The sequence below is a fragment of the endosymbiont of Ridgeia piscesae genome (assembly GCF_001443665.1).
Taxonomy (GTDB): Bacteria; Pseudomonadota; Gammaproteobacteria; order Chromatiales; family Chromatiaceae; genus Endoriftia; species Endoriftia persephonae.
Window position 1 is genome coordinate 24,241 of sequence record NZ_KQ557130.1, and the last position, 22,974, is coordinate 47,214.

A 22,974-nucleotide genomic window follows, 5' to 3' on the forward strand; every position below is an offset into this window, starting at 1 on the left:
CTGATTGCTATGGAAGGATGACACGTAGTGTATCGTTGCCACCGGGCGGGCGCAGGTCGAAGCGGCGGTTGCCACTCTGGCCATTCTCCCCTTCAAAATAGTCGCTGAGAGTGGCGGAGGGACGGCGCCCGCTGAGGTCGATGCCGGCGAGCAGCAGCAGCCCCTGTTTGTCGTCTCTTCGGCCGGGCAGGTTGGCCACCTCGAGGCAGTCGACGCCGGGGGAGCAATTGGTCGCGGCGCTGGCGAAATAGCTTAGCCAGTGCCAGTTGTTGGCCTGGAACCAGGGTGGCAAGGAGGCGCCGGCGGCGCAGCCACTGCCCCAGTTGGCCGGCAGCACGCTGTCGATGGGCAGCAGCCCCTCTGTGGTGCCTGGCTGACTGTCGAACAGCGCCAGCCCGGACGGATCAGTAAATGGCACCGCATCAGGAAGGCGGCTGCAACCGGCCACATAGTCGCGCAGGCGTAGCGCGATCTCTGCAGCCACGCGGCGCTCCACCTCCTGCATCAACTCACGGCGGGTGATGGCGATCAGCCGGTCATTGAGGCCGGTGGAGGCTGGACGGGCCTGGGTGAAATCGGCGTCGCTGTCGCGGTTCTCCCCCTCCAGGTGAGCGGAGCGGGCCCGATCGGCATTGCCCATTACCGCGCTACTGCGCTGTTGTTGATCCAGCACCGGCCCGGGGGCGATCACCAGCGCAACGATATCCCCCTGGCCATCCAGCCTCAGAGCGCCCGAGGTGTCGCTGTTGAGCGGGACGCTGGCCAGCTCGGTATAGGCCGGACTGGGCAGATACCAGAGAGTGGCGTTGCTGCTATCGATCAGTTGCGCCACCCCCAGCTCCCGCCAAGGTAGCCAACCAGGGCGCATGGTTCCGCCCGTTTCACTGCGACAGCGGCTGCCGTTGTGGTCTTCAGGGTTAGTGATGCGGCCGTCGCCGTTGTAGTCGGGGCAGGGCAGGGCGCCGGGACGGCTATGCATCACGGCGTAGCCGATTAACGCCTGCTTGGCCTGCTGCAGCTGTTCCAGGTTGGCGTTGGCCCGGTGCAGGCGAAACCGGTCGATGGAGAATTTGCCGACTACCGCCATTGCCAGCGCCATGGTCAGGGAGAAGATCAGCAGCAGGAAGGCCGCGCCCTGTTGGGGTCGGCGCAGGTGGTTCATAGTTGGCTACCTGTAGTTTCGGTGGCATCAATGGTGGGGACGGCTTGTGTCTTGCTGTGTTCCATTGTGGCGGCCGTTGTCTGTTTTGCGTCTGCCTGCGTTGGCAGTGGTTGCGCTGTCGGCAGATCAATCGCTTCCACCACCCGCTGCTGCTGTAACAGCCACACCTGCCCAGGTTTCAATTGCTTAATCGCTGTGCCGTACTGTAACGGGATAGCGCCCTTATCCCGGTCGGCGTGGCGATCCTGCACATCAATGCCATTTGAGAGCCGACTGGTTTTGAGCGTCGAATGGTCGTTTACCCAACTGATATTGCGCTGATGCGGACGGAATACGGTCCCTTTCAGATGAATCGCCGGAGGGGGTTCAACAGCAGCTTCTGTGAATGGCTCCGCGTTGGGCTGTCGCAGCAGGTTGTCGAGTTGATAGCGCTGCTCCGCTGAGGTGAATAGCCGGCCGAAGCCGTTTTGGCGCTCCTCGGCCCAGCTGGCGGCCGGTGTGGCAAGCAGGAGCAGCAGGATTGTCAATCTAGGGCGCCATGCTCTCATCGACGGCTCCAGTTGCTGCTTCAAAGTTGATCGTTAACCACTCCAGATCGCAGGCGGCACGAATATTGATCAGGTCGGTGCGGTTGGTTTTGATGGGCCGATCCCGTTCGGCGCGCTGCAACTGACAGCTGCGTACCAGAAAGAGCCCCGTTACCTGCCGCTGCAATCCCTGCAGGAAGCGGAACAGTTGCTCTTCGTGCAACAGGCCGAGTTGCAGTTTCATGCGACTGCCAAACAGGGGGAGCGACTGGATCAGGTCGCTCGCCGATGGTGGCTGGAAGGGGGCGCGGCTTGCCAGTGAGTAGGTGACCTGTGGGATACCCTGGGCGATGGCGGTCTCACGTATCTGTTCGATCCAGGCCAGCCGCTCTTCCTCGCCGATGACTCCCTGTTGCTGCAGGCTGCTATAGCGCTCCTGGTAGATAGCGGCCAGCTCCAGATTGCGGCGCGCCTCGCGAATCCTGGCCATCGCCTGATGCAGCGCGGTACGGACCTCAGCGGTCTCGCTGTTGATCTCACTGGCATACCAGATGGATGCGCTGATGATCAGGAATGAGAGTAATACCAGGCTGAGCAGGGCGGCAAAGGAGAGGCGGTATCGGCGCAGGTAGTTGGAATGGATCATGACTCCACCTGCTGAGAGAAGCTGATAAGGATCTCGAACTCCCGATCCTTCTCCTGGTCATTGTTGCCTACTGCCTTGACTCCGGCACGGCCGGAGACTTGGCCGCTGGAGCTGATGTCAACCGGCAGCTGGCGCACCGCGATATCCTCCACATGGGCCTGGTGGGAGAGTCGGTTACGCAACAGCTCGATCAGATCAAGCTGGCGACGGTAGTTCTCCGCCTCGCTTTTGATGATGCCTCGCATCAGCAGGTTGTGGACCAACCGGCCACTAACCTCTTGCGCCATGCTCTCGTCTGCCATGTCATCCATGCCCATCTCGTCGATCATCCCCAGCATGCCGCCTGGCTGCTGCCTGTTGTCCATATCATCGCCGCCCAGTGAGTTGTCACTACTTGTGGCCTGCGGCACTTCGTCTCCCAGCAGCCAGCGCAGGCTGGTGATCTGGATCTCCTCCAGGTCTGGTCTCTCCAGTACTCTGGAGACGGCTGCCAGCGCCTGACCAGGGAGGGAGGGATAGCTGTGCTGTCGGAAGCCGTCGAACCACTCTACCGAATGGCGCATGCGGGCCGCCTGCCCCAGTTGCTCCTCAATACCGCCATACTGCTTTTTAAAATGGCTATCGGCTTGCTGGGTGCTATGCAGCAACTGCGGAATCTTGGCGTGGTCGATGAGGGCCTCAACTACCTGATACTGGGAGAAGCCGAGGGCGATGCAGAATAGTCCCATGGCAGCCGCTTTGAGCATCTGGCCGGCCTGGTAGCCGTAGTAGTCCTGTAGGCCCGGCGGGTCAAGATAGGGCTGACTGCGTTGGGGAGCACGGGAGCAGAGCCAGGTGAAGAGTACGTTGCACAAAACCGACTCATCGGTGTTGATGCCAAACAACTCATACACTTCGGAGACCGATGCGATCACTGGGTCATGTAGATCAGATGCCTGTATCTCCTCGCGCAGGAGCCTGGCCCACTCGTCGCGTAGTAGTGCCACCGGACGCAGCGGTTCGCCGTTCTTGATGAAGTGCCGCGAGGCGAGAAAGGCGCGGGTGTGTTGTAGCTCTTGCTGCAGGAAACGGCGGATCTCTGCTTCCCCACCTCGGGGCACCGCCGCCTGCCGGCTGAAGTAGAGTTTGCCGTTACGGAAGAAGCTCTGGCGCAGGGTTGAGGGGGCCTCCTGGCTGAGTAGCAGCACGTTCTCCCGTTTGAGTTTCAGCTGCTCGATCAGGCCGCGGCTGAGTTGCGGCACCGACCAGATCCCCAACAGCGGGGTGGCGGTCTCACGGATCGCCAGCAGCCAAGGGGCCATCAGCTCGGGGTTGGTGAGGCCGGAGTAGAGTACAAAATCCCGTTTGCCGCTGTCGCTGCGGCGCACCTCCAACAGGGAGTGGTGGAGAAAAGGCGATTGGTCGAACATGCGCAGGCCGTTGTTGCGGCAGTAGCGGCGATAGTCCCGCCCGCGCAGATGGGGTTGCTCGCGCTGCTGGAACTCCTCCTCGATCAGGTCCACCAGCAGGCGCACTGGCTGACGCCCAAGTCGTTCCAGATAGTCCCGGAAGGCGATTATCCCCTCCGGGGTGGGGGGGAAGGCAAACTGACACAGTTGCCGCGCCCCTTTCCAGTGGAACACTGTCATCATGTAGCCGCTGAAGAAGAGTACCGGGCGCATGCTCATCCTATCTTGGCGATGGTGTCGTAGATCGGGCCGAGTACACTGACCATCACCCAGCCCATGATCGCTGCCATCGCGATGGTCAGCGCCGGGGAGATCGCAGGTTCGATCTTGGCGATAGTCTCGCGGATGTCGCGGGTGTAGAAGTAGCTGACGTTATCCAGTGCCTTGTCGAGCGCGCCGCTGCTTTCGCCAACCCGCAACATGCGCACCACCAGTGGTGGGAAGAGATCCATGCGTTTGTAGCTCTCGGCGATGCCGACCCCTTCGGCGATCTGCTGTCGGGCACCGCGCAGCTTCTCCTCCAGCACCCGGTTCTGTACCAGCGACTCGCTCAGCTGCATCGCCTCCAATACCGAGATGCCGGAGCTGTACATCAGCGAGAAGCTCTGTGCCAGGCGTCCCAGCTTGATCTTCAGGTTGAGCGGGCCGAATAGCCAGAAGCGCAGTGACAGTAGGGAGAGCAGATAGTCGAAGCGGCGGTTCAGGCGACGGGCCAGGCGCACCGCCAGTGGCAGCCCGAGCAGTAGTCCAAGCAGAAATGGCCAGTTGGCGATGATGAAATCGGAGGTGGCGATCAGTGCTTGCGTGTGGGGTGGCAGTTCACCGCCGATCTCGCGGATGAAGGGCACCAGGCGGGGTACCAGATAGCCCATCATAAAGCCGGTCACGCCGAGCAGCACGCTGCCGAGGATCAGCGGATAGATCATGATCTTCTTGGCGTGGGAGGCGAGTTCATCCTGCCACTTGAGCGACTCGGTGATCTGCTCGAGTAGGGTGTCGAGGCGCCCCGATTCCTCGCCGACCCGGATCAGGCTGATAAACACCCGGTCGAACAGCTCCGGGTGTAGCTCGAGTGCCTGGGAGAGGGTGCTACCGCCCTCGATGGCGTCGATTACATTGCCCAGCACATCTTTGAAGTAGGAGGCGGCAAGGCTGTCACGCACGTCGTGGATCCCCTCCAGCAGCGGCACCCCGGCGCGCACCAGCTGTTCCAGGGAAAAGACAAAGTCGATCAGCAGGCGGCGCCGGTTACCGCCCAGGCCAAAGCGTTTGCGTCCGTGGTTGCGGCTGCGCCGGTGGGAGAGCAGCTCCAGGTGCATCTTGCGTACCCGCAGGTCGAGATCCAGCTCGTTGGCGGCGCTGATCCGGCCTTTGTGGATCCTGCCCTGGGGGTCGATGGCGCGGTAGTCGTAACTCTGCATCGCTCAGCTTGCCTTATGCATGGTGGATCGCGGCTTCTGGCACCGGGCTGGTGCGGCTGAGCGCTGCTCTGGAGTGAAATCCATAGCAGCAGCTATGGATTGAGTGACAAATCTGCTGGTAGCAGATTTGAATAGCCGCAGGCTGGCGCGAAGGGTGGAGCCCAGGGATGGGCGGAATAACAGCAAGCCCAGGCGTGCCAGAACAAGCCAGAACCGTGATAGGCCAGAACCGCTCACACCTTGGATGAGGCAATGTAGAGTCGTATTTTCTCCAGTGTTCATAATGTTTTCTCTGGTTCTGGCCGCCACCGTGCATAAGGCGGGCTCACTCCAGCCACTTGGTGAGGTCGGCAACGCGAGACAGTTCGTCGAGGCTGGTGACGCCTTCGAGAACACGGCGGATACCGTCCTCGGCCAGGGGAATAAAGCCGTGACCGATGGCGTAGCGCTCCACCTCACGGTAGGAGGCGCTGGCTGCGACCAAGTCATCGATTCCATCGTCGAAGCGCAGTACCTCCATCAGTGCCAGGCGTCCCTTGTAGCCGGTGTTGTTGCACTTGTTGCAGCCCGTGGCGCGGTGGATCTGCACCGCCTTATCGCTGCTGATGCCGAGCAGTCGCTGCTCTATCTCGCTGGGTTGGTAACCCTCTTTGCAATGGTCGCAGAGGCGCCGGATCAGCCGCTGGGCGACGATACCGATCATGTTGCCCGTCATTACCTGGGGGGTGACACCGATGTCGAGCAGGCGTGGGATCGAGCGGGCGGCGGAGTTGGTGTGCAGGGTGGAGTAGACCTGGTGGCCGGTCATCGCGGCCCTGAACGCCATCTCGGCGGTGTCCTGGTCGCGGATCTCGCCGACCAGGATGATGTCTGGGTCCTGGCGCATCAGCGAACGGATGCCGGAGGCGAAGTCCATCCGCGCCACCTCGTTGACCGAGGTCTGGCGGATCATGCTGATCGGGTACTCCACCGGATCTTCCAGGGTCATGATGTTGACCTCCGGGGAGTTGAGATGATTGAGCATCGAGTAGAGGGTGGTGGTCTTGCCCGAACCGGTGGGGCCGGTGACCAGGATGATCCCCTCCGGGCGGGCCATCATCAGTTTTAGCGCGGTGTGGCTATCGTGGCGCAAGCCGAGCCTGTCCAGCGGTACTATGCCCTTGGCCCGGTCGAGGATACGTAGCACAAAGTTTTCGCCGTGGGTGGTGGGCTGGGCGGAGACCCGGAAGTCGATGCGGTGGCCACGGATGGTCATCGAGATGCGGCCGTCCTGAGGGGCGCGGGTCTCAGCGATGTTCATCCCCGATATCACCTTCAGGCGCACGCTGATCGGTGACCAGAAATCCTTGTGCAGGCTGCGGATCTGGTGCAGCACGCCGTCGATACGGTAGCGTAGCCGCAGGAACTTCTCTTCCGGGTTGAAGTGGATGTCTGAGGCCCCGCGTTTCACCGCGTCGGCGATGATCGCATCCACCAGCCGCACCAACGGGTGTTCATACTCCTGCGCCTCCTCGGCCAGTGCCTCGTAGTCCACCGTGCCGGTCTCGATCTCGCGTAGGATGCCATCCACCGACAGCTCGTGGCCGTAGAAATGGTCGATGGCGAGCAGTATCTCGCGCTTGCCGGCGATCATCGGGGTGATGCGCAGCTGACGGGGGGTCTGTACCCGCAGCCGATCGAGCACCACCAGATTGTTGGGGTCCTCCATCGCCAGGGTGAGTGTGCCGCTCTCCTGGTCCAGAGTGATCGGCAGCACCCGGTTGCGCAGCGCGGTCTCGCGGTCGATCAGCGCCAGCGCCTCGGCGTCGGGGATGATGCTCGAGAGATCGACACTGCGCTCGCCAAAGATCTCTCCGATCACTTCGGTGAGCACCGCCTCGGAGATGAAGCCGAGGGAGATCAGGATCTGTCCGAGAGGCTCGCCGCGGTGTTTTTGCTCCTTGAGTGCGATCTCCACCTGATCGGTGGTCACCAGCCCCTGTTCGACCAGCTGGATGCCGAGAGGCTTGGCCTGTTTTTTCGGCTGGTTGGCGGCCGTTACCATGGCAGCACTCCTGCCGGATCGATCTGTGTCAGACGCTGTTGTGCGGCGGCGTTGGTGAAACTGGCCGGTCGGCTGCGTGCCAGTTCGAGTGCCTTGCGGTAGTAGTTGGCTGCGTGGGTTATTTTTCCCAAATGATCGAGGGCGACCGCGAGATTGAAAGCATAGTCGGGGTTGTTGCGGCTGCGGCTCCAGGCGTCGAAATAGGCCTGCTGGGCGCGCCGCCACTCCTGCCGGGCGGCGTAACGGCTGGCCAGGGCAAAGTGCAGGCGCGGGTTGTCGGGCTGCTGTTCAGCGAGCCGGCGCAGACGTAGCTCCAGGCCAGGGTCTCTGCTGCGTGGTTCCAGCAGGGCCAGTGCGGCTAGCACATCGGCGTCGTGGGGATCGTGGCGCAGCAGCTGCTGGTAGTGGGCCTCGGCGCTCTCCAGGTCTCCCCACTGCAGGGCTAGTGCGGCCAGTCCGAGCAGGGCATCGCGGTTGTGCGGCTCTTTCTGCAGCAGCTTGCGGTAGAGTCTCTCGGCCTGTTTTGTTCGGCCCTGCTGTAGAGCCTGGTAGGCGGAAGCTGCCGGTGAGCGGTGTGCTGTGCGTCGCTGAGTGCGTTTGATGATGATGCGGCTGGGCAGACCAAACCCCGGATCCTCCTCTATTTTCTGTTGGATGGCGGGTGGAGCGGGGCTGGTCTTGTTGGGTTGGGGTGTGGTGCTCTCGGGGCTGCTGCTGCCGATGAGATTGGTTGGTTTCACCAGGTTTTTGTTGGTATCGCTTCTGAGGGTGCCGGTGGACAGCGGGTGGCTCTCCTGGCTGGAGCTAGTTGCCGGTTCGTCGGCAAGGGGGGGGGTGAGCGCGGCGCTGCTCAGGGGATTATCCTGGAGAGGTTCGGTCAGCGTGGGGGAGAAGGTTTGAACCTCGTTGCTAATCAGCGACTGCTGCAGGTAGTACCAGTAGCCTGCGGCTATCTGCAAGCCAATCACCAGCATCGCGATGAGTATCAGCCAGAGATGGCGATGCTGGCGATTGCGCCGGCAGCCCTGCATCAACTGCTGCAGGCTTTGCGGATCGAGTGGTTCGGTGGTCTCCTTTTTTTCGGCCGGCGCCTCATCAGCGGGCCTGGTTTCGGGGGGCTCGATCTGCTTGTTCTCTTCAGACTCGATGTCGATCTCTGGCGGTTGGGGCAGTATCAGCTCATCGCTGCCATGGTCGAGCCGATCGGCAAGGGCGTTAGCAAGGTCGTCTTCGGGGGGAGCGGCTGGCGGGGGCTGAGTCTGCTCGGTAGGCTCTAGATCCAGCACCAGTGGCTCGGATTTGGGCACCGCATGGGGCGCATCGACGAGCTTTCTGGTGCTCTGGGAGTTCTCTTCGGAGGCCTTGTTGAGCGCGTCGAGCAACAGACTCATAGGGCTTCACCCGGTTCACGGTCGGCAGCCGGCAGTAGGTCTGGGGTCATCGTCCTGAAGGGTTTTAGGTCGGCCTGCAGGCTCGCCTTGTGGATCACTGTGGGGCGGATGAAGACGACCAGTTCGGTCTTTGAGACCTGTTTGTCGTGGTAGGAGAAGAGATCCCCCAGCAGTGGTATCGATGTGACACCGGGCAGGCTGTTCTGTGAGTTGTCGATGGCGTCCTGCATCAACCCGCCGATGATCGCCGAATCGCCGCTACTGACACGCAGCACTGTCTCCATCTCGCGCAACTGGATCTCTGGCACACGGTTGATCACGTTGGCCTCGTCCAGCTCCTGGTTGCGCATCTCGACGAAACCCAGAATGCGCGAGATGGTGGGACGGATGTTGAGCATCACGGTGTCGAACTGATCCACATAGGGGGTGACAGTGAGCACCAGCCCCTCTGGCACAGTGTTGACCGTGGTTTCGAAGGTGCGGGTCTTGGTCTTGGTCTCCTGGTCCTCCTCCACCTCCACATCGGTGATCATGTAGACCCGCTGGTCAGTGACGCGCAGCACCGCCGGCTGGTTGTTGAGGGTCATGATCTTGGGGCTGGAGAGCACTTTGACCTTGCCGAAGTTTTCTAGCGCCTTGAGGGTGAGGTTTAACGGGTCACCATTGATATTGCCGCTGAGAGTGAGGCTGGCGAGTGGCGCCTGCAGCAGGTTCTGACCGATCATCGCTGAGTTGATGCCGATGTCGCTGCCGATCAGGCTCCAGTCGACGCCGGCCTGGAAGTGGTCGCTCAGTACCACCTCGGCGATGGTGACCTCAATCAGCACCTGTCGTCTGGCGCTATCGAGTACCTGGGTCAGGAAGCGCTCGATCTCCTGGTGCTTCTTGGCGGTTGTGCGCACCGCAATCATGCCGGTTTCAGCGTTGATGATGATGTTGGGCGAGCCGAGGCTGACGCCCCGGATTCGCTACCGCTGCCGCCGGATGGATTTTTATCTCCGATGATGGCGGTGAGGTTGACGAACAGGCTCTGCCAGAATCGATTGCTCACCTCTCCCTTGAGCTGGGTGTTGGAGGTATTGCCTTCGCCTTCGCCGCCCTCGCCCCCGGCTACCTTGCTGGCCACCTTGGTGGAGATCTGGATAACGTTGCTGCTCTGACGCGACAGGTTGACATAGTCAACGATATAGCTGCGCAGGAAGGGAGTGTCTTGCATCACCCGCAGCACATCATCGTCTATCTCATAGCGCACCGCGCTGAGGTGGGTGATGCGGTCGAGGATGCGCGGTAGGGTCTGGTCAACCGCGTTGAGGGTGATGTTGCCGGTGATGTTGTTGTCGATGTCGAGGTTAAGACCAGCATCCCGCGCCAGGGTGAACAGCAGCTCGCGCAGGGGCACGTCGCTGACCACCACGGTGTAGCTCTCCAGTGGCGCCTCTGCGCGGGGTTCTGGCAGCAGTGCCGGGCGGGTGACCGGCGGTGGGATCGCCGCGCCCGGCTGGGCTGGTGTTGGTTTCGGCAGCAGGTGTCCAGTGGATGGGGTCGGTGCCCGAGTCGGGCCGCAGCCTACCAGTAGCAGGCAGACCGCCAGGAGGATGCCTGCATGCTGTGGTTTCGGTGTCAGATCAGTGGTTTGCACTGAGACTCTCCTTATCCCTGCCAGGGTTGCGCTTCGTCGCGCATACGGCGCAGCGAGCGTATGTAAGGTCGGCCCTCGGTGAGGGCCGTTGGCAGTGCATTGAGTGCGCTGTCAGCCAGTTTGGGGTCGGCATAGTGGCCATAGAGCACGATGAAATAGTCGCTTCCTTTGGAGTGCAGGGGGTAGATAAAGACTTGCTCAGGATCGAGTTGCTCGCCGTGCTTGGCGAAAAAGTTTTTCAGATAGACCGGCTTCTGCTGAGTGGTAAGTAGCTGGATGCTGTAGCCCCCGGCGCTGTCGTCGGTGAGCAGCTGGCGGGTGGCCCGCAGTCGGCGGTTGATTAATTCGTCGCTGTCTCCGGATCTCTTTGATGTCGCCGGAAGGGCAGCTTCTGTGAGTGTGGTGCCTGCCGGCTCTGGTGCGACTGAGACGCTCTGTTCCGATGGTGTCGCGGCGACAATCGGGGAGGGTGGCTGAGCGGCAGGATGTGGTACTCGTTCTGCCTGGGAGAGGGTTAGGCCAGTCAGCCCGAGCAGCAGACTGGCGGCGGCATAGAGCCAGCGCGGCGTGCTATGCAGTAGCCCCGACTCCTGTGCGGCGAGTCGGATGTGACGGCGGCGCAGCTGGGAGCTGCCTTCGGAGTAGGCGGCCAGCAGACTTTTGTCGGCGATGATGTTGATCCGACGGATCAGTCCCTGGCTGTAGCGGCGCACCCTTCGAGCCAGCGAGCGGGAGAAGAGCTCTACTCCCTGATAGCCCGACTGCTGGAGACGAAAGTTAAGATAGGCATGCACATCCCCGCTGCTTAGGGGGGGTAGTTCGAGGCTGTAGGTGATGCGCTCTCTGAGCTGGCGGATCTCTGGGTCGGCCAGCTTGCGGTCGAGTTCGGGTTGGCCGAACAGCACCATCTGCAGCAGTTTGTGGTCGCGGGTCTCCAGGTTGCTGAGCAGGCGGATCTGCTCCAGGGTCTGTAGCGGCATTGCCTGGGCCTCGTCGATGAAGACCACCACTTGGCGTTGCTCGGCGTGGTGCTGGATCAGGCGGCTCTGCAGCTGCTGCATGACTTCGAAGCGTCGGGCGTCCTGCGCAATATCGAAACCCAGTTCGATGGCGATTGCCCGCAGGATGTCGTCGGCGGTGAGGCTGGGGTTGGCGATGTAGACCAGGTCGACAGAGGCGGGTAGGCGTTCGCCGAGCATGCGGCTGAGCATGGTCTTGCCGCTGCCGACTTCACCGACCAGTTTGACGATGCCTTCACCGTTGGTGATGGCATAGAGCAGGGCGTCGAGCACCGCGCCGCGGCTGGCGCCACTGAAGAAGCGGCGGGTATCGGGGGTGATGGCGAAGGGCTTACGAGTGAGGCCGAACTGTTTCAGGTACATGGGCCTGCTCCGCTTTTTCAAGCTTTTTGACCTTGCTGTAGAGGGTGGTGCGGTTGATATGCAGCAGCCGCGCAGCCTTGCTGAGGCTGCCGCCGGCCATCTCCAGGGCGGCCTGGATATAGTGCTGTTCCAGCTGGTTTAGATATCGGTCGAGTTCAAATCCTTCGCGCTGAAGCAGGCTAGTTGGGGCATCCTGGTGATCTATCGCCGCTGACTCGATCGATGGAGTGCCTTGTGGGTCGATCTCTTGGCGCAGTGCAGTTGCCCCCACCAGCCCATCCGGGTGTTTGGTGCCGAGTCGGATAACAATGTTGCGTAGTTCGCGCACGTTGCCGGGGAAAGGGTAGCTGCGCCACAGCGCCTGTGCTTCGGCCGAGAGACGGAAAGAGTGGATCGAGTCTGCGAATTTGTTGATGAAGTGAACCAGCAGCTCGTTGCGGTCGTCGCTGCGCTGACGCAATGGTGGCACCTCGATAGTGAGTACGCAGAGACGGTGGTAGAGATCGGCGCGGAAGCGATCCCGCTCAACTGCCTGTTTCAGATTGCGGTTGCTGGCGGCGATGATGCGGGCCTGGGAGTGGCGCGGGCTAGTCTCGCCGATCCGGTAGTATTCGCCATCCTCAAGTACTCGTAGCAATTTGGCCTGCAGGCTGAGTGGCATTTCGCCGATTTCATCGAGGAACAGGGTGCCGCTTCCGGCCTCCTCGAAGAAGCCCTTCTTGCCCTGCTGCGCACCGGTGAAGGCGCCCCTGGCGTGTCCGAACAGCTGAGCCTCCAGCAGGTCAGGGGAGAAGGCGGCGCAGTTGAGTGCCAGGTAGGGTTGCTCACGCCGCTCAGCGGCCTGGTGCAGGGCGCGTGCCACCAGCTCTTTGCCGGTCCCCGATTCGCCGGAGATCAGTACCGGGAATTCGCTCGGGGCGAACTGGGCGATCTGCCCGCGCAGGCCCTGCATCGCCTCGCTGGTGCCGATCAGGCCGTGTGCCATGCCGCTAGTTGGTGAATGGGTTTCGAGCTCGGCGAGAATCAGCTGGCGTTTGAGGCCGGCCTTCAGCAGCTGCGGCTCACAGGGTTTGGGAAAGAAATCCGCTGCACCGAGGCTGAAGGCGTGGCGGATGTTGTCCTCCTGGGATTGGCCAGAGAGGATCAGGATGCGGATGTTGGCGTCGAATTGCAGCAGGTCGCCGATGATGGCAAACCCCTGATCCGGTCGGTGGGGGGTTGGCGGCAGCCCCAGATCGACCAGTGCCAGTTTCAGGTTTGCCGGGTGCTGGCTGAGCAGCCGGGTAACCTCGGCCCGGTTCGATGCTAGATGCACCTGGTACTCCTTGCGCAGCATAAAGCCGAGCGCCTCCGCGATCGCGGGGTCATCATCCACCAGTAACAGGGCGGGCCGTGATCTGGGGGCCTGGTTGGCGGAGTCGGTTGGCATCGTCTGTTGTGTCGCCATAAGTCGCTGTCGATTGAATGGGGAAGCAGTGTGCCCGGATAAACCGTACTGGTGGTTCTATCGGCAAGTGTGTCGTATGACTTTAATTTCTTGAGACGGTAAAGGGGTGCTGACGGGTGATCTGGTGGCGTTTCGAGGTTATTGAGACGGGTTTTGTGCAAGGAGGTAATGGTGCTGTCTTTGTGATTGACCTCACAGAAGATTATATTAAACTGAGAATGAGTGTGGTATTTGCGGTGATGGCGCTGTTTTCTCAGTTTGAATGCGCCTGTGAGGTGGGAAAAATATCGGGCTCTATTGAGCCAGCGATGGGATGCAGGGAGGAGAGATCAATGGAGAGAGGGAGTAATTATGGTGTGAGCACCAAGATCAGTTTTTTTCGATCGTTGCGCTTTGTGGGGCGCTTTTTTACCTGCCCCAGGCCAGAGCGGCGCGGATTGAGGTGATTAAGGATCGATTCGAGATGGAGACTCACTCCCGGATCTATTATCAGGTGAATGGGTATCGGGCCGATCTGATTGCAGAGGACCAGGATCGCTACAGCGGTTCACTGTATGACATGCCTGCGTCGCCAGGGGGCTGGGGTCAGCAGTTTCAGCTCGGCTCCTGGACGGAATACTACTATACCGATCCAATGTTCCATGACGGGGTGGAATACCGCTTTCCTGATACCCCTGCCGGGTCTGTCCCTGGGCCTTCGAGGTTGGGGGCGGATGGCAACTCCCGGACGACCATCACATTGGGTCCTGATGATACTGATCCAACCATCTATATGACCTTTGATCAGGGGCTCTACGGCTATAACCAGGATCCCTATCTGGAGGCCGTGAATGGTTACTACGACTGGTGGGCCGAGGGGACGATTGAGCTGGAGTGGACATTTCGGGTCATCGGCGAGGGGGCCTGGCTGGAGATTGGCAGCCAACTGGCTCGCTTTATGCCCTATGTTGACTACGAGGTCGTTCTCCACGACTGGGGTGGGGGCTCGCCGGTTTGGTTGGGGGGCGATAATTTTGGGTTAGAGGATAGCCATCTCTATACCCTCTCGATATACACCTATGTGGGAACGGCGGGGGATCCCGATCCGGATGGGACGGTGGATCTCTATTTCAGGAACGCAGAGCTTGCCTATGTCGCTGAACCTTCATCACTCTCTCTGATGTTGTTGGGCATGGTCGGTATGGTGTGGAGTGCCGTGCGCCAGCAGCGGCCTGGCATCGGTCACAGTCCGTCCTGAATCCGCCACTTGCTTCGGCAAGGCGAGCGGCCCTCATGCCTTGATGAGGTCTGCTCGTCTCTACCTTATCCTGTCTGAAAGTACCCTGCTCCAGCGGTGCAGCTTCTTCTTCTCGTCGCCTATCCATATCGCCACGATTCAATCCACCTGCCGCAAGTCATGGTGCAGTCAGCATAAGGGTCTATTATTCGAGATGGTCCGACCCTGCAAAGCCGAAAACGGCTTTTGTCTCTAACATGAGGAAGTGAAAAGATGAGTGGTAAACGGCACGTCTATGCGTTTCAGGATGGCGATGGAAAGAACAAACATCTGCTGGGTGGCAAGGGGGCCAACCTCTGCGAGATGACCCAGTTTGGGATCAACGTGCCGCCTGGTTTTGTGATTACTACCGAGACCTGCCTCAAATATCTGGAAGAGACCAGTCGCGGTCTGCCGGAAGGGGTGATGACGCAGGTGCGCGAGCAGATGGCGGCGGTTGAGCAGGCCACTGGAAAAGGCTTTGGGGACGCACAGAATCCGCTGCTGGTGTCGGTGCGCTCCGGCTCGGCGATGTCGATGCCGGGCATGATGGACACCATCCTCAACCTGGGGCTGAATGCCGACACCTTGCAGGGTGTGTTCGAGCAAACTGGCGATGCCCGCTTCGGTTACGACGCCTACCGACGTTTCATCCAGCTGTTCGGCAAAGTGGCGCTGAATGTGCCCGACGAACTATTCGATGCGGAGTTTGATGCCGTCAAGCAGAAGGCCCATGTGACCGCCGATGTGGGGCTCTCCGCAGATGACCTGAAGGAGATCAGCGAACGCTTTCTGCGGGTCTTCGAGGAGCACACCGGCCGGGCCTTCCCTGAAGACCTCTACGATCAGCTGGAGATCGCCATCAAGGCGGTGTTCGGTTCCTGGATGGGTAAGCGGGCAGTGGATTATCGTCGCGAGTTCAACATCACCCCGGAGATGGCCAACGGCACCGCAGTCAACGTCTGCACCATGGTCTTTGGCAACCGCGGCGATGACTCCGCCACCGGCGTCGCCTTCACCCGCAACCCCGGTACTGGTGAGAACAAGCTGTTCGGTGAGTATCTGATCAATGCCCAGGGTGAGGATGTGGTGGCTGGCATCCGCACTCCCAAGCCCATCGACAAATTGGCCGACGAGATGCCGGAGATGGCCCGCCAACTGGCTGAGCTGCGCGACAAGCTGGAGAGCCACTACAAGGAGGTGCAGGACTTCGAGTTCACCATCGAACGTGGCACTCTCTACTGTCTGCAGACCCGCAACGGTAAGATGAATGCCATCGCGATGGTACGCACTTCGGTGGAGATGGTGCAGGAGGGGCTGCTCTCCAAGGAGGAGGCGCTGCTGCGCATCGCCCCGGCCCATCTGGAGCAGATGCTCTACCCGCGACTCGACCCCAAGGCACGGGTGGAGCCGATTGCCCAGGGATTGCCCGCCTCACCGGGTGCCGCCTCCGGCTTTGCCGTGTTTGACGCCGACCGGGCCGAGATCCAGGGCAAGGATCAGGGGCAGAAGGTTATCTTGCTGCGGGAGGAGACCAAGCCGGAGGATATCCACGGTTTCTTCGCTGCTCAGGGCATACTTACCAGCCGTGGTGGCAAGACCTCCCACGCAGCGGTGGTGGCGCGCGGTATGGGCAAGCCCTGTGTGGCCGGCGCCGAAGGGATCCATGTGGATGTGCAGCGGCGCGAGGCCTATGTGGGCGGTAGGGTGATTCGCGAGGGTGACATGCTCACTATCGACGGCAGCACCGGCAACGTCTTTCTTGGGGAGATCCCGATGGTCGAGCCCGACTTCTCGGCGGAGCTCAACCGGCTGCTGCAGTGGGCTGACGAGGTCGCCTATCTGCGGGTGATGGCGAATGCCGACACCCCGAACGATGCGGCCCGGGCGCTCAAATATGGTGCCAAGGGGATCGGCCTGTGCCGCACCGAGCGGATGTTCAATGCGGTGGAGCGGCTGCCGGTGGTAATCGAGATGATCGTCGCCGAGGACCAGGCACAGCGCCAGGCGGCGCTCGATAAGCTGCTGCCGATGCAGCGCGCCGACTTCAAGGGGCTGTTCGAGGTGATGTCGCCGCTGCCGGTGACCATCCGCCTGCTCGATCCGCCAATCCACGAATTTCTGCCGACTGAACGTCAGCTGCAAAGTGATCTGGAGCAGCTCAGTCACCTGCGCCGTTCGGTGCTTGGGATGGAGATGTTGGCTGGTTCGATGATCCTGCTGCACGATCCCTCCGCGGCGAAGAGCGAGGCCGATTCGATGCGCCATATCGTCGACCTGGAGCTGGTCGAGCAGGCGATCGAGAAGAAGACTCTGATGCTGAAAAAGGTGCGTGCGCTTACCGAGGTGAACCCGATGCTCGGCCATCGTGGCGTGCGTCTTGGCATCACCTTTCCTGAGATCTACAAGATGCAGATCCGCGCCACCCTCGAGGCGGAGGCGGAGTGTGCAGCGATCGGCATCGAGGTGCATCCGCAGATGATGGTGCCCCAGGTCTGCACCGCGGAGGAACTGAAGCGGGTACGCAGCTACATGGATGAGATTCGCAGTGATGTGGAACAGAAGAGCGGCCAGCGCCTGAACTGCCGTTTCGGCACAATGATTGAGGTGGTGCGCGCCTGCATGCGTGCCGAGTCCTTGGCCGAGGAGGCGGAGTTCTTCTCGTTTGGCACCAACGATCTGACCCAGGCCACCTTCTCCTTTTCCCGCGAGGATGCGGAGAACAAGTTCCTGCCGATGTACAACCAGGCCGGCATCCTGCAGGACAACCCCTTCGAGGTGTTGGATGCCAAGGGTGTGGGCAAACTGATGCAGCTGGCGGTGGAGTGGGGGCGTGGTGTCAAGCCGGAACTCTCAGTGGGCATCTGCGGTGAACATGGTGGTCACCCCCAGTCGATCGCCTTCTGCCACCAGGCCGGACTCAACTATGTCTCCTGCTCTGCACCGCGGGTACCGGTAGCGCGTCTGGCAGCGGCTCATGCAGCGCTGAATGCGGTGAAGAGCTGATCACCTGTTGGAGCGCCACTGACGGTGCGAAAGATTAGATTCGCGCTGTCGGTGCGCTGCTCCTACCCTGGGCTGGTAATAGATCGCCCTGTTTTCCCGTAAACTCTGCGCCTCTCTGGCAACTCGACAAGGCACAACAATGATCCATGCCTCCGTTCCCCTGCTCGGATTTGCCGCCTACAGCGGCACCGGAAAAACCACCCTGTTGACGCGACTGATCCCGCTGCTGAAGGCGCAAGGGTTGCGGGTTGGCGTGATCAAACACGCTCACCACAAGGTCGATGTGGACAAGCCGGGCAAGGACAGCTACGAGCTGCGCAAGGCGGGTGCGGGGCAGGTGTTGCTGGCCACTGCGCAGCGTTGGGCATTGATGGTGGAGGAGCCGGTGGAGGGGGATCCTGACTTGCAAACCATGCTCGAGCGGCTCGACAGCGCCCAGCTTGATCTGATTCTGGTGGAGGGGTTCCGACACGTCGCCTTTCCCAAGATCGAACTGCACCGGCCGTCGCTGAACAAGCTGCTGCTGTTTACCGAGGACGATTCGATCATCGCCTTCGCCAGTGATGGGCCGGTGGCTCAGTCGGTACCGCTGCCACAGTTCGATCTCAACGATGCAGAGGCGATTTGTGCGTTTATTCTGGAGCAGGTGGTGGGCGCGGTTACTTCTCGGCCGTGATATAGCAGATCCAGCCGGCGTCGGCATCGCCTTCATCGACTGGCTGAAAATCGCCGTCGCCCTCGCCATCCTCATCGAAGCCCTGCCAGTAGAAGGTCACGCGGCTGAAGCCTGCCTCCTCAAGCAGTTCGCGTATCTCCGCCAGGGTCCAGAGGCGCCAGTCGTAGCTGAAGGCGCGCTCCATGCGTGAGCCGTCGGGGAAGTCGAAGTGGATGTGGCAGATCAGGCTGCCGCTGATCGGCTCGTACTTCTCCTGCTCCCAGATGTAGCTGAAGCGCAAGCCCTCCGCCTCTATCTCACGTTCCTCAATGATGTCGCGGAAAGAGTCGTAGCCGCCATAGGCGTCCATGAAGAGGATGCCGCCCTCAGCCAGCTGCTGCTGGACCCGCTTGAAGTAGCGCTTGAGCGTCTTGCGCTCCTTGAACAGCCAGTAGCTGAAATTCATTGCGGAGATGATATCGGGCGGCGTGGTCTTTGCCTTGAGCACGTTTTTTTCCAGTAGATCGATGCGTTTTGCCTGTGCCGGATTGAGCGCGTTGATGTGGTGTTTTCGCCCCCACTCGAGCACCTCAGGGTCGAGGTCGATGCCGATCGCCTGGTTGCTACTGCGCCGTTTTACCCACTCACAGCAGACGTTGGCGGTGCCGCAGAAGTCCTCCCGCAGCAGCTTGGCACGGTGACCTCGCAGCCGTTTGAAGGTGTCGTCGACAAAATCAATCTCCGATTCGGCACACTGTACCGACAGCTCGTAGAGCCGATGTCGGTCCATCTGATCTGCTTGCAGGTGTCGTTTTTTTTTCTTCTGTGTCATGCCGTATCCAGTCCGTGGGTGATTCGCCAAAGAGCCAAACTATACTAAAAACAGGTGTGTCGAAGGAGAGGAGGAGACTATGTCAGTTGCCATTACATTCAAAGAGTTCCTGCAAAACAAGGGTATCGAGTTTGATGTGATTGAACATAGCCGAACCGATTCAGCCCTGCGCACCTCGGAGGCGATGCACGTGCCCGGCGACAAGATGGCTAAAAGTGTGCTGCTGGGGGATGATCAGAGCTATCTAATGGTGGTGATCCCCGCTACCCACCGACTGCAGTTCGAGCGACTGAAGCGCCTCACCGGTCGTGAGCTGGAGCTGATTGAAGAGGATGAACTGAGCGATGCGTTTGCCGACTGCGAACCAGGCTCGGTGCCGCCCTCCGGCCAGCCCTATGGCATCGAAACCCTTCTGGATCGTTCACTTGCCGATCAGCCGGAGATCTATTTTGAAGCCGGTGACCATAGCCTGGTGATCCGGGTCTCCCGCCAGCAATTTTTAAGCCTGCTGGGTGATGCGGAGCCGGTCAACGTGAGCGAGCACATCTAAAGCCTGAGCCTGACAAGACGCGATAGGATTTGCGTACCGCACCAAACTGGTATAATCTTCGCGCTCCCTTCTGGAGAGGTGTCCGAGCGGCTGAAGGAGCACGCCTGGAAAGTGTGTGTACGTTAATAGCGTACCGAGGGTTCGAATCCCTCCCTCTCCGCCAATTAATATCAGTTAACTGACTTATAAATAAATCAATCTCTAATGCTGCTACATTTTTAGCGTCATTTGGTGTGGTTTGGCGTCCGAAATGACAGCTTTTTGCCAATATTTCCCACCTCTCAACCGCCTTCTCTCCCGCATCCGGCGCATTGTCGTGAATAAACCGGCTGTAGGTTCTTGCACTAAAGGTCCAATCGGTGCGTCCTATCTGTGTAGCCGCCCATTTGGGGGGACTCTTCCGCCATCAGCATCATCGAGATGTAGGTGTGCTGCATCTGGTAGGGGTAGCGGTACCGGATCTTCGCTTTTCTCAGGATTTGAGTCCACATGCGCTTGCGTATGACCATGTCTCCGGCATATATATCTATATGCCGATAAAAGCACTTATTGGCTCTGATGGGTTTCGCTGGGAAGCGCAGAAAAACGGAACGGATTTCATGCAGAAGCGATTCCTTCCGCTGGAGTACCTGATTCCATTAATGCTGAGCTTTAAAAAGGGTACGCTACAAGCTGGACTAGTTTTTTGAGACGTTGGCGACGGAAAGCCACTCTCCCAGATCACGGCATCTGCCTTCTGTCAGGTAAGGCGTAAGCTGAATGACGAATCGTTCATACGACTCAACGAAGCGCTGCTGGAGAGTGCAGAAAAGCAGATAGGACAAAGGCGCTGGCATGGTTATCGATTGCTTGCCGTCGATGGCTCGACTGCACGACTCCCCAACACCGAAGCAAGTGATCGACTCGGTCCCTCATCAATTGGTCCAGAAACAGCTGGATGCCCGCTTCACTGCCACCACGGCGGAATGTTTCCACAAGGGTGAGCGCGTCGCCAGTCATGTCCGCTCGTTTTCCAAGGGACATCACACCATCGTGGCCGAGCATATGCTCAAGTCACATCGTGAATATGCCGAATGGACGCCACAACGACTGATCCGTTGAGCAGAGAAAACCGGACCTCCCACTGCCGGGGTGATCCAACAAATCCTGCAACGACGTAATTACCCCCAACAAGGATTTCGTTCTTGTCAGGGTATTATGCGATTGACCAAGGGCTATGGCGCCCAATACCTGCGTCCCCCCCCCCGCCTGTTTGAGAAACTGAGCCTGGCCACGGCGAAGGCCACTTCCCCAAGCTGATGACGGCCTTCGTCAAGACTGATCTGCTGATTCTAGACGACTGGGGTTGGCCAAACTTGATGCCATTTTGGATCGTCTTATTCATAACCATAGATGGTTACCAAACCCTGCACATAATTGGCGAATACCACCTCTGCGGAGTAAGAATGCATGTAAACCTCCCCATTTTAGGACCACCCAAAACTGGAGGTTCCGGGATATGTTCGTTGCCGATATTCCATCGGCGTGAGGTCGCGCAGTGATTCATGGGGATGCTATTCGTTATATTCGTTCAGCCAGCGATCCGTGATCTCCCTGACTTCGTTCAGGGTACGAAAGACGTAAAAGTCCAGTACTTCATTCCGATAAGTCCGGTTGAATCGTTCGATGTAAGAATTCTGCGTGGGTTTGCCTGGCTCGATGAAATCTAGTTCGATGCTATGGGTTTCCGCCCACTCTGCCAAGGCTACGGATACCAGTTCCGGACCATTATCTAGGCAAAGTCGGGTCGGGTAACCTCGCCAGGCGGCAATCCGGTCCAATGTGCGGATCACACGCGCTGCCGGCAGATTCAAGTCAATGTCGATGCCCGGCACTTCCCGGTTGTGGTCATCCACGACATTGAAGGTCCGAAAACGACGACCGCAATACAGGGCATCACTCATGAAGTCGGCTGACCAGCATTGGTTGATCTGCGCAGGCACGCTCAGCGGTTGCGGGTTTCGGCTGGGTAGGCGCTGTTTGCCCTTTCACCGCAGGTTCATTTTCAGCTGACAGTACACCCGGTGTACCCGCTTGTGATTCCAGGTATGGCCTTCCCGGCGCAGGACCACGAACAGCTTGCGAAAACCATATCGTGGATACCGTTCCACGAGGGCCAGCAGAGTCTGGATGACCGGTTCATCCCGGGTTGTGTCCGGCTGGTAGTGATATACGCTGCGGCTGAGGCCCAAAGCCTGACAGCTGTGTCGGATACTCAGGCCGTGTGCGGTCACCAGGTAATCCACCAGTTCGCGTTTCTCTGCTGGCTCAGAGCTTTTTTTCGATGATGTCCTTCAAGGCCCGGTTTTCCAGGCTCAGGTCGGCATACATCTGCTTGAGGCGATGATTTTCTTCCTCCAAGTCCTTGAGGCGGCGGATATCGGCGGCTTCCATGCCACCGTACTTCTATTTCCAGTTGTAGTAGGTGGCCTCGGAAATACTGTGCTCCCGGCACACCTCCTTGACCGTCCGGCCCGCTTCCACCGACTTGAGGATGTGGATGATCTGGTGCTCGGTGAATCGTGATTTGCGCATGGGGGGTTCTCCTCTTCTTGCCAATTATCGGGGAGAACCTCCAGTTATGTCTGGTCCGATTTTAGGGGAGGGTTACAGAAGTACCAAGTGATACATCAATACCGTTACGTTATGGTTCTTGTGAATATATTCGCTCATTCACGCGTATTCACAGCAAGCTGCGGGGAATAGAACCCCAAGGGATTCAATAATCTGGCTTTTAATGCGCAAGATTTTGGTGACTTCTAGCCCCTTACTGCTGCAGGGTGCGGCCTCCGTCCACTGCGATGATCTGACCTGTCACATAGTCGGCGTCGCGGATGAGAAACAGTAGTGTGCGGGCAATGTCGGTTGGTTGGCCGGGGCGTTTCAGGGCGGTTCGCTGCAGGATCTCTGACTTGGCCTGGTCTGTCATATCCTGCTCAGGCCAGAGGATTGCGCCGGGGGCGATGCCGTTGACGCGTACCTCCGGACCCAGTTCCCGGGCCAGGCTCTTTACCAGCATGGCGTTGCCAGCCTTGGCGATGGAGTAGATCGGATGGTTTTTGAGGGGGCGCTCAGCATGGATGTCGACCAGATTGATGATGTTGCCCCGCTGATCGCGTAGCCAAGGCGCTGCCGCCTTGGAGAGGAATAGGGGGGCCTTTAGATTGCTGCCGATCAGGTCATCCCAGTCGGCCTGGTTTAGGCTCTCCAATGGGGTAGGATAGAAGCTTGAGGCATTGTTGACCAGCAGGTCGAGGTGTCCGCGGAATTTAACTGCTCGCTCGATCAGGCCTTCGAGCTGGTCGGTCTGGTGCAGGTCAGCCTGTAGCAGCAGCACCGAGTTAGGGCGTTGTGCCTGCAACGTTGCCTGCAGTTCGGTGGCGGCGACGCTGGAGCTGCGGTAGTGCAGTATCAGGTCCATCCCCTCGGCATGCAGCTGGCGGGCGATTGCCGCGCCGATGCGGTGGACGCCGCCGGTGATCAGTCCCGCTTTGCCTGCTAGGGACGATCCATTTTGCGTCATGCCAATG

At 59.8% G+C, this 22,974-nt stretch carries 19 protein-coding genes, 1 tRNA gene and 3 pseudogenes; 9 read left to right on the top strand and 14 right to left on the bottom strand.

Annotation, left to right across the window (positions count from 1 at the left end):
• Nucleotides 1–7 precede the first annotated feature (7 nt).
• From Ga0074115_RS09025 to Ga0074115_RS09070, 11 genes are all read right to left on the bottom strand, one after another.
• The gene (locus tag Ga0074115_RS09025; protein WP_057956823.1) at nt 8–1,162 is read right to left on the bottom strand and encodes a hypothetical protein; all 1,155 of its coding nucleotides are present in this window, start codon (nt 1,160–1,162) and stop codon (nt 8–10) included.
• A complete protein-coding gene (locus Ga0074115_RS09030; RefSeq protein WP_232433009.1) occupies nt 1,159–1,710 on the bottom strand; it encodes a hypothetical protein in 552 nt (183 codons plus the stop codon). Before Ga0074115_RS09030 ends, Ga0074115_RS09025 begins: the two co-directional genes overlap by 4 nt.
• Entirely contained in the window at nt 1,691–2,335 is a 645-nt protein-coding gene (locus Ga0074115_RS09035) for a hypothetical protein (RefSeq protein WP_057956825.1), read from the bottom strand. The genes Ga0074115_RS09030 and Ga0074115_RS09035 overlap by 20 nt, the downstream gene beginning before the upstream one ends.
• Nucleotides 2,332–3,996: a hypothetical protein gene (locus Ga0074115_RS09040; RefSeq protein WP_057956826.1), complete on the bottom strand. Its 1,665-nt coding sequence runs from the start codon at nt 3,994–3,996 to the stop codon at nt 2,332–2,334. Before Ga0074115_RS09040 ends, Ga0074115_RS09035 begins: the two co-directional genes overlap by 4 nt.
• A 2-nt stretch (nt 3,997–3,998) precedes the next feature.
• Complete coding sequence (locus Ga0074115_RS09045) at nt 3,999–5,204, bottom strand: type II secretion system F family protein (RefSeq protein WP_005965955.1); 1,206 nt, start codon at nt 5,202–5,204, stop codon at nt 3,999–4,001.
• A gap of 325 nt (nt 5,205–5,529) precedes the next feature.
• A complete protein-coding gene (locus tag Ga0074115_RS09050; RefSeq protein WP_057956827.1) occupies nt 5,530–7,248 on the bottom strand; it encodes a GspE/PulE family protein in 1,719 nt (572 codons plus the stop codon).
• Entirely contained in the window at nt 7,242–8,639 is a 1,398-nt protein-coding gene (locus Ga0074115_RS09055; RefSeq protein ID WP_060528440.1) for a tetratricopeptide repeat protein, read from the bottom strand. The genes Ga0074115_RS09050 and Ga0074115_RS09055 overlap by 7 nt, the downstream gene beginning before the upstream one ends.
• Nucleotides 8,636–9,550, bottom strand: a complete 915-nt coding sequence (locus tag Ga0074115_RS16755; RefSeq protein WP_232433010.1) for a type II secretion system protein GspD — start codon at nt 9,548–9,550, stop codon at nt 8,636–8,638. Before Ga0074115_RS16755 ends, Ga0074115_RS09055 begins: the two co-directional genes overlap by 4 nt.
• Nucleotides 9,547–10,278 (bottom strand): hypothetical protein, encoded by a 732-nt coding sequence (locus Ga0074115_RS16760; protein WP_232433011.1) that lies wholly within the window; start codon nt 10,276–10,278, stop codon nt 9,547–9,549. Before Ga0074115_RS16760 ends, Ga0074115_RS16755 begins: the two co-directional genes overlap by 4 nt.
• Before the next feature lie 11 nt (nt 10,279–10,289).
• Nucleotides 10,290–11,660 (bottom strand): ExeA family protein, encoded by a 1,371-nt coding sequence (locus Ga0074115_RS09065; RefSeq protein WP_060528441.1) that lies wholly within the window; start codon nt 11,658–11,660, stop codon nt 10,290–10,292.
• Nucleotides 11,629–13,107, bottom strand: a complete 1,479-nt coding sequence (locus Ga0074115_RS09070; RefSeq protein ID WP_087959756.1) for a sigma-54-dependent transcriptional regulator — start codon at nt 13,105–13,107, stop codon at nt 11,629–11,631. Before Ga0074115_RS09070 ends, Ga0074115_RS09065 begins: the two co-directional genes overlap by 32 nt.
• Before the next feature lie 116 nt (nt 13,108–13,223).
• Between Ga0074115_RS09070 and Ga0074115_RS09075 the strand changes: the two genes are divergently transcribed.
• The 4 genes from Ga0074115_RS09075 (at nt 13,224) to mobB (ending at nt 18,044) form a co-directional block, all read left to right on the top strand.
• Nucleotides 13,224–13,553 (top strand): hypothetical protein, encoded by a 330-nt coding sequence (locus Ga0074115_RS09075; protein WP_057956317.1) that lies wholly within the window; start codon nt 13,224–13,226, stop codon nt 13,551–13,553.
• Between the two features lie 17 nt (nt 13,554–13,570).
• Entirely contained in the window at nt 13,571–14,344 is a 774-nt protein-coding gene (locus Ga0074115_RS09080; protein WP_157292724.1) for a hypothetical protein, read from the top strand.
• A 252-nt stretch (nt 14,345–14,596) separates the two neighbouring features.
• Nucleotides 14,597–17,368, top strand: a complete 2,772-nt coding sequence (ppdK, locus tag Ga0074115_RS09085; RefSeq protein ID WP_060528444.1) for a pyruvate, phosphate dikinase — start codon at nt 14,597–14,599, stop codon at nt 17,366–17,368.
• Nucleotides 17,369–17,507: 139 nt separating this feature from the next.
• On the top strand, nt 17,508–18,044 hold the full coding sequence (mobB, locus tag Ga0074115_RS09090) for a molybdopterin-guanine dinucleotide biosynthesis protein MobB (RefSeq protein ID WP_057956314.1): 537 nt from the start codon (nt 17,508–17,510) through the stop codon (nt 18,042–18,044).
• On the opposite strand, the gene Ga0074115_RS09095 is transcribed toward mobB, so the two are convergent.
• A complete protein-coding gene (locus Ga0074115_RS09095) occupies nt 18,028–18,855 on the bottom strand; it encodes a class I SAM-dependent methyltransferase (RefSeq protein WP_057956313.1) in 828 nt (275 codons plus the stop codon). The genes mobB and Ga0074115_RS09095 overlap by 17 nt on opposite strands.
• A 79-nt stretch (nt 18,856–18,934) precedes the next feature.
• Here Ga0074115_RS09095 and Ga0074115_RS09100 point away from each other — a divergent pair, with 79 nt between their 5' ends.
• From Ga0074115_RS09100 to Ga0074115_RS16770, 5 genes and pseudogenes are all read left to right on the top strand, one after another.
• A complete protein-coding gene (locus Ga0074115_RS09100) occupies nt 18,935–19,405 on the top strand; it encodes an aminoacyl-tRNA deacylase (protein ID WP_057956312.1) in 471 nt (156 codons plus the stop codon).
• 72 nt (nt 19,406–19,477) lie between these two features.
• Nucleotides 19,478–19,568, top strand: a tRNA-Ser gene (locus Ga0074115_RS09105).
• Between the two features lie 265 nt (nt 19,569–19,833).
• Nucleotides 19,834–20,094 carry a hypothetical protein gene (locus Ga0074115_RS16270; protein WP_157292725.1) on the top strand — a complete coding sequence of 87 codons (261 nt, stop codon included), beginning with the start codon at nt 19,834–19,836 and terminating at the stop codon, nt 20,092–20,094.
• Nucleotides 20,095–20,308: 214 nt separating this feature from the next.
• A pseudogene (locus tag Ga0074115_RS16765) lies at nt 20,309–20,626 on the top strand (Mu transposase domain-containing protein); the annotation flags it as partial.
• A pseudogene (locus Ga0074115_RS16770) lies at nt 20,615–20,772 on the top strand (ATP-binding protein); the annotation flags it as partial. The pseudogenes Ga0074115_RS16765 and Ga0074115_RS16770, both read left to right, overlap by 12 nt.
• A gap of 99 nt (nt 20,773–20,871) precedes the next feature.
• Here Ga0074115_RS16770 and Ga0074115_RS15825 read toward each other — a convergent pair.
• Together Ga0074115_RS15825 and Ga0074115_RS09130 are read right to left on the bottom strand one after the other, a co-directional pair.
• Nucleotides 20,872–21,979: pseudogene (locus Ga0074115_RS15825) on the bottom strand (IS3 family transposase).
• Nucleotides 21,980–22,211: 232 nt separating this feature from the next.
• On the bottom strand, nt 22,212–22,967 hold the full coding sequence (locus tag Ga0074115_RS09130; protein WP_057956310.1) for a pteridine reductase: 756 nt from the start codon (nt 22,965–22,967) through the stop codon (nt 22,212–22,214).
• Between the last annotated feature and the right edge of the window lie 7 nt (nt 22,968–22,974).

Bases quoted from the DNA above. Each gene is read 5' to 3' on its own strand.
- Ga0074115_RS09025 (WP_057956823.1), bottom strand. From the start codon at position 1,162: ATGAACCACCTGCGCCGACCCCAACAGGGCGCGGCCTTCCTGCTGCTG.
- Ga0074115_RS09030 (WP_232433009.1), bottom strand. From the start codon at position 1,710: ATGAGAGCATGGCGCCCTAGATTGACAATCCTGCTGCTCCTGCTTGCC.
- Ga0074115_RS09035 (WP_057956825.1), bottom strand. From the start codon at position 2,335: ATGATCCATTCCAACTACCTGCGCCGATACCGCCTCTCCTTTGCCGCC.
- Ga0074115_RS09040 (WP_057956826.1), bottom strand. From the start codon at position 3,996: ATGCGCCCGGTACTCTTCTTCAGCGGCTACATGATGACAGTGTTCCAC.
- Ga0074115_RS09045 (WP_005965955.1), bottom strand. From the start codon at position 5,204: ATGCAGAGTTACGACTACCGCGCCATCGACCCCCAGGGCAGGATCCAC.
- Ga0074115_RS09050 (WP_057956827.1), bottom strand. From the start codon at position 7,248: ATGGTAACGGCCGCCAACCAGCCGAAAAAACAGGCCAAGCCTCTCGGC.
- Ga0074115_RS09055 (WP_060528440.1), bottom strand. From the start codon at position 8,639: ATGAGTCTGTTGCTCGACGCGCTCAACAAGGCCTCCGAAGAGAACTCC.
- Ga0074115_RS16755 (WP_232433010.1), bottom strand. From the start codon at position 9,550: ATGATTGCGGTGCGCACAACCGCCAAGAAGCACCAGGAGATCGAGCGC.
- Ga0074115_RS09065 (WP_060528441.1), bottom strand. From the start codon at position 11,660: ATGTACCTGAAACAGTTCGGCCTCACTCGTAAGCCCTTCGCCATCACC.
- Ga0074115_RS09070 (WP_087959756.1), bottom strand. From the start codon at position 13,107: ATGGCGACACAACAGACGATGCCAACCGACTCCGCCAACCAGGCCCCC.
- Ga0074115_RS09080 (WP_157292724.1), top strand. From the start codon at position 13,571: ATGGAGACTCACTCCCGGATCTATTATCAGGTGAATGGGTATCGGGCC.
- ppdK (WP_060528444.1), top strand. From the start codon at position 14,597: ATGAGTGGTAAACGGCACGTCTATGCGTTTCAGGATGGCGATGGAAAG.
- mobB (WP_057956314.1), top strand. From the start codon at position 17,508: ATGATCCATGCCTCCGTTCCCCTGCTCGGATTTGCCGCCTACAGCGGC.
- Ga0074115_RS09095 (WP_057956313.1), bottom strand. From the start codon at position 18,855: ATGACACAGAAGAAAAAAAAACGACACCTGCAAGCAGATCAGATGGAC.
- Ga0074115_RS09100 (WP_057956312.1), top strand. From the start codon at position 18,935: ATGTCAGTTGCCATTACATTCAAAGAGTTCCTGCAAAACAAGGGTATC.
- Ga0074115_RS09130 (WP_057956310.1), bottom strand. From the start codon at position 22,967: ATGACGCAAAATGGATCGTCCCTAGCAGGCAAAGCGGGACTGATCACC.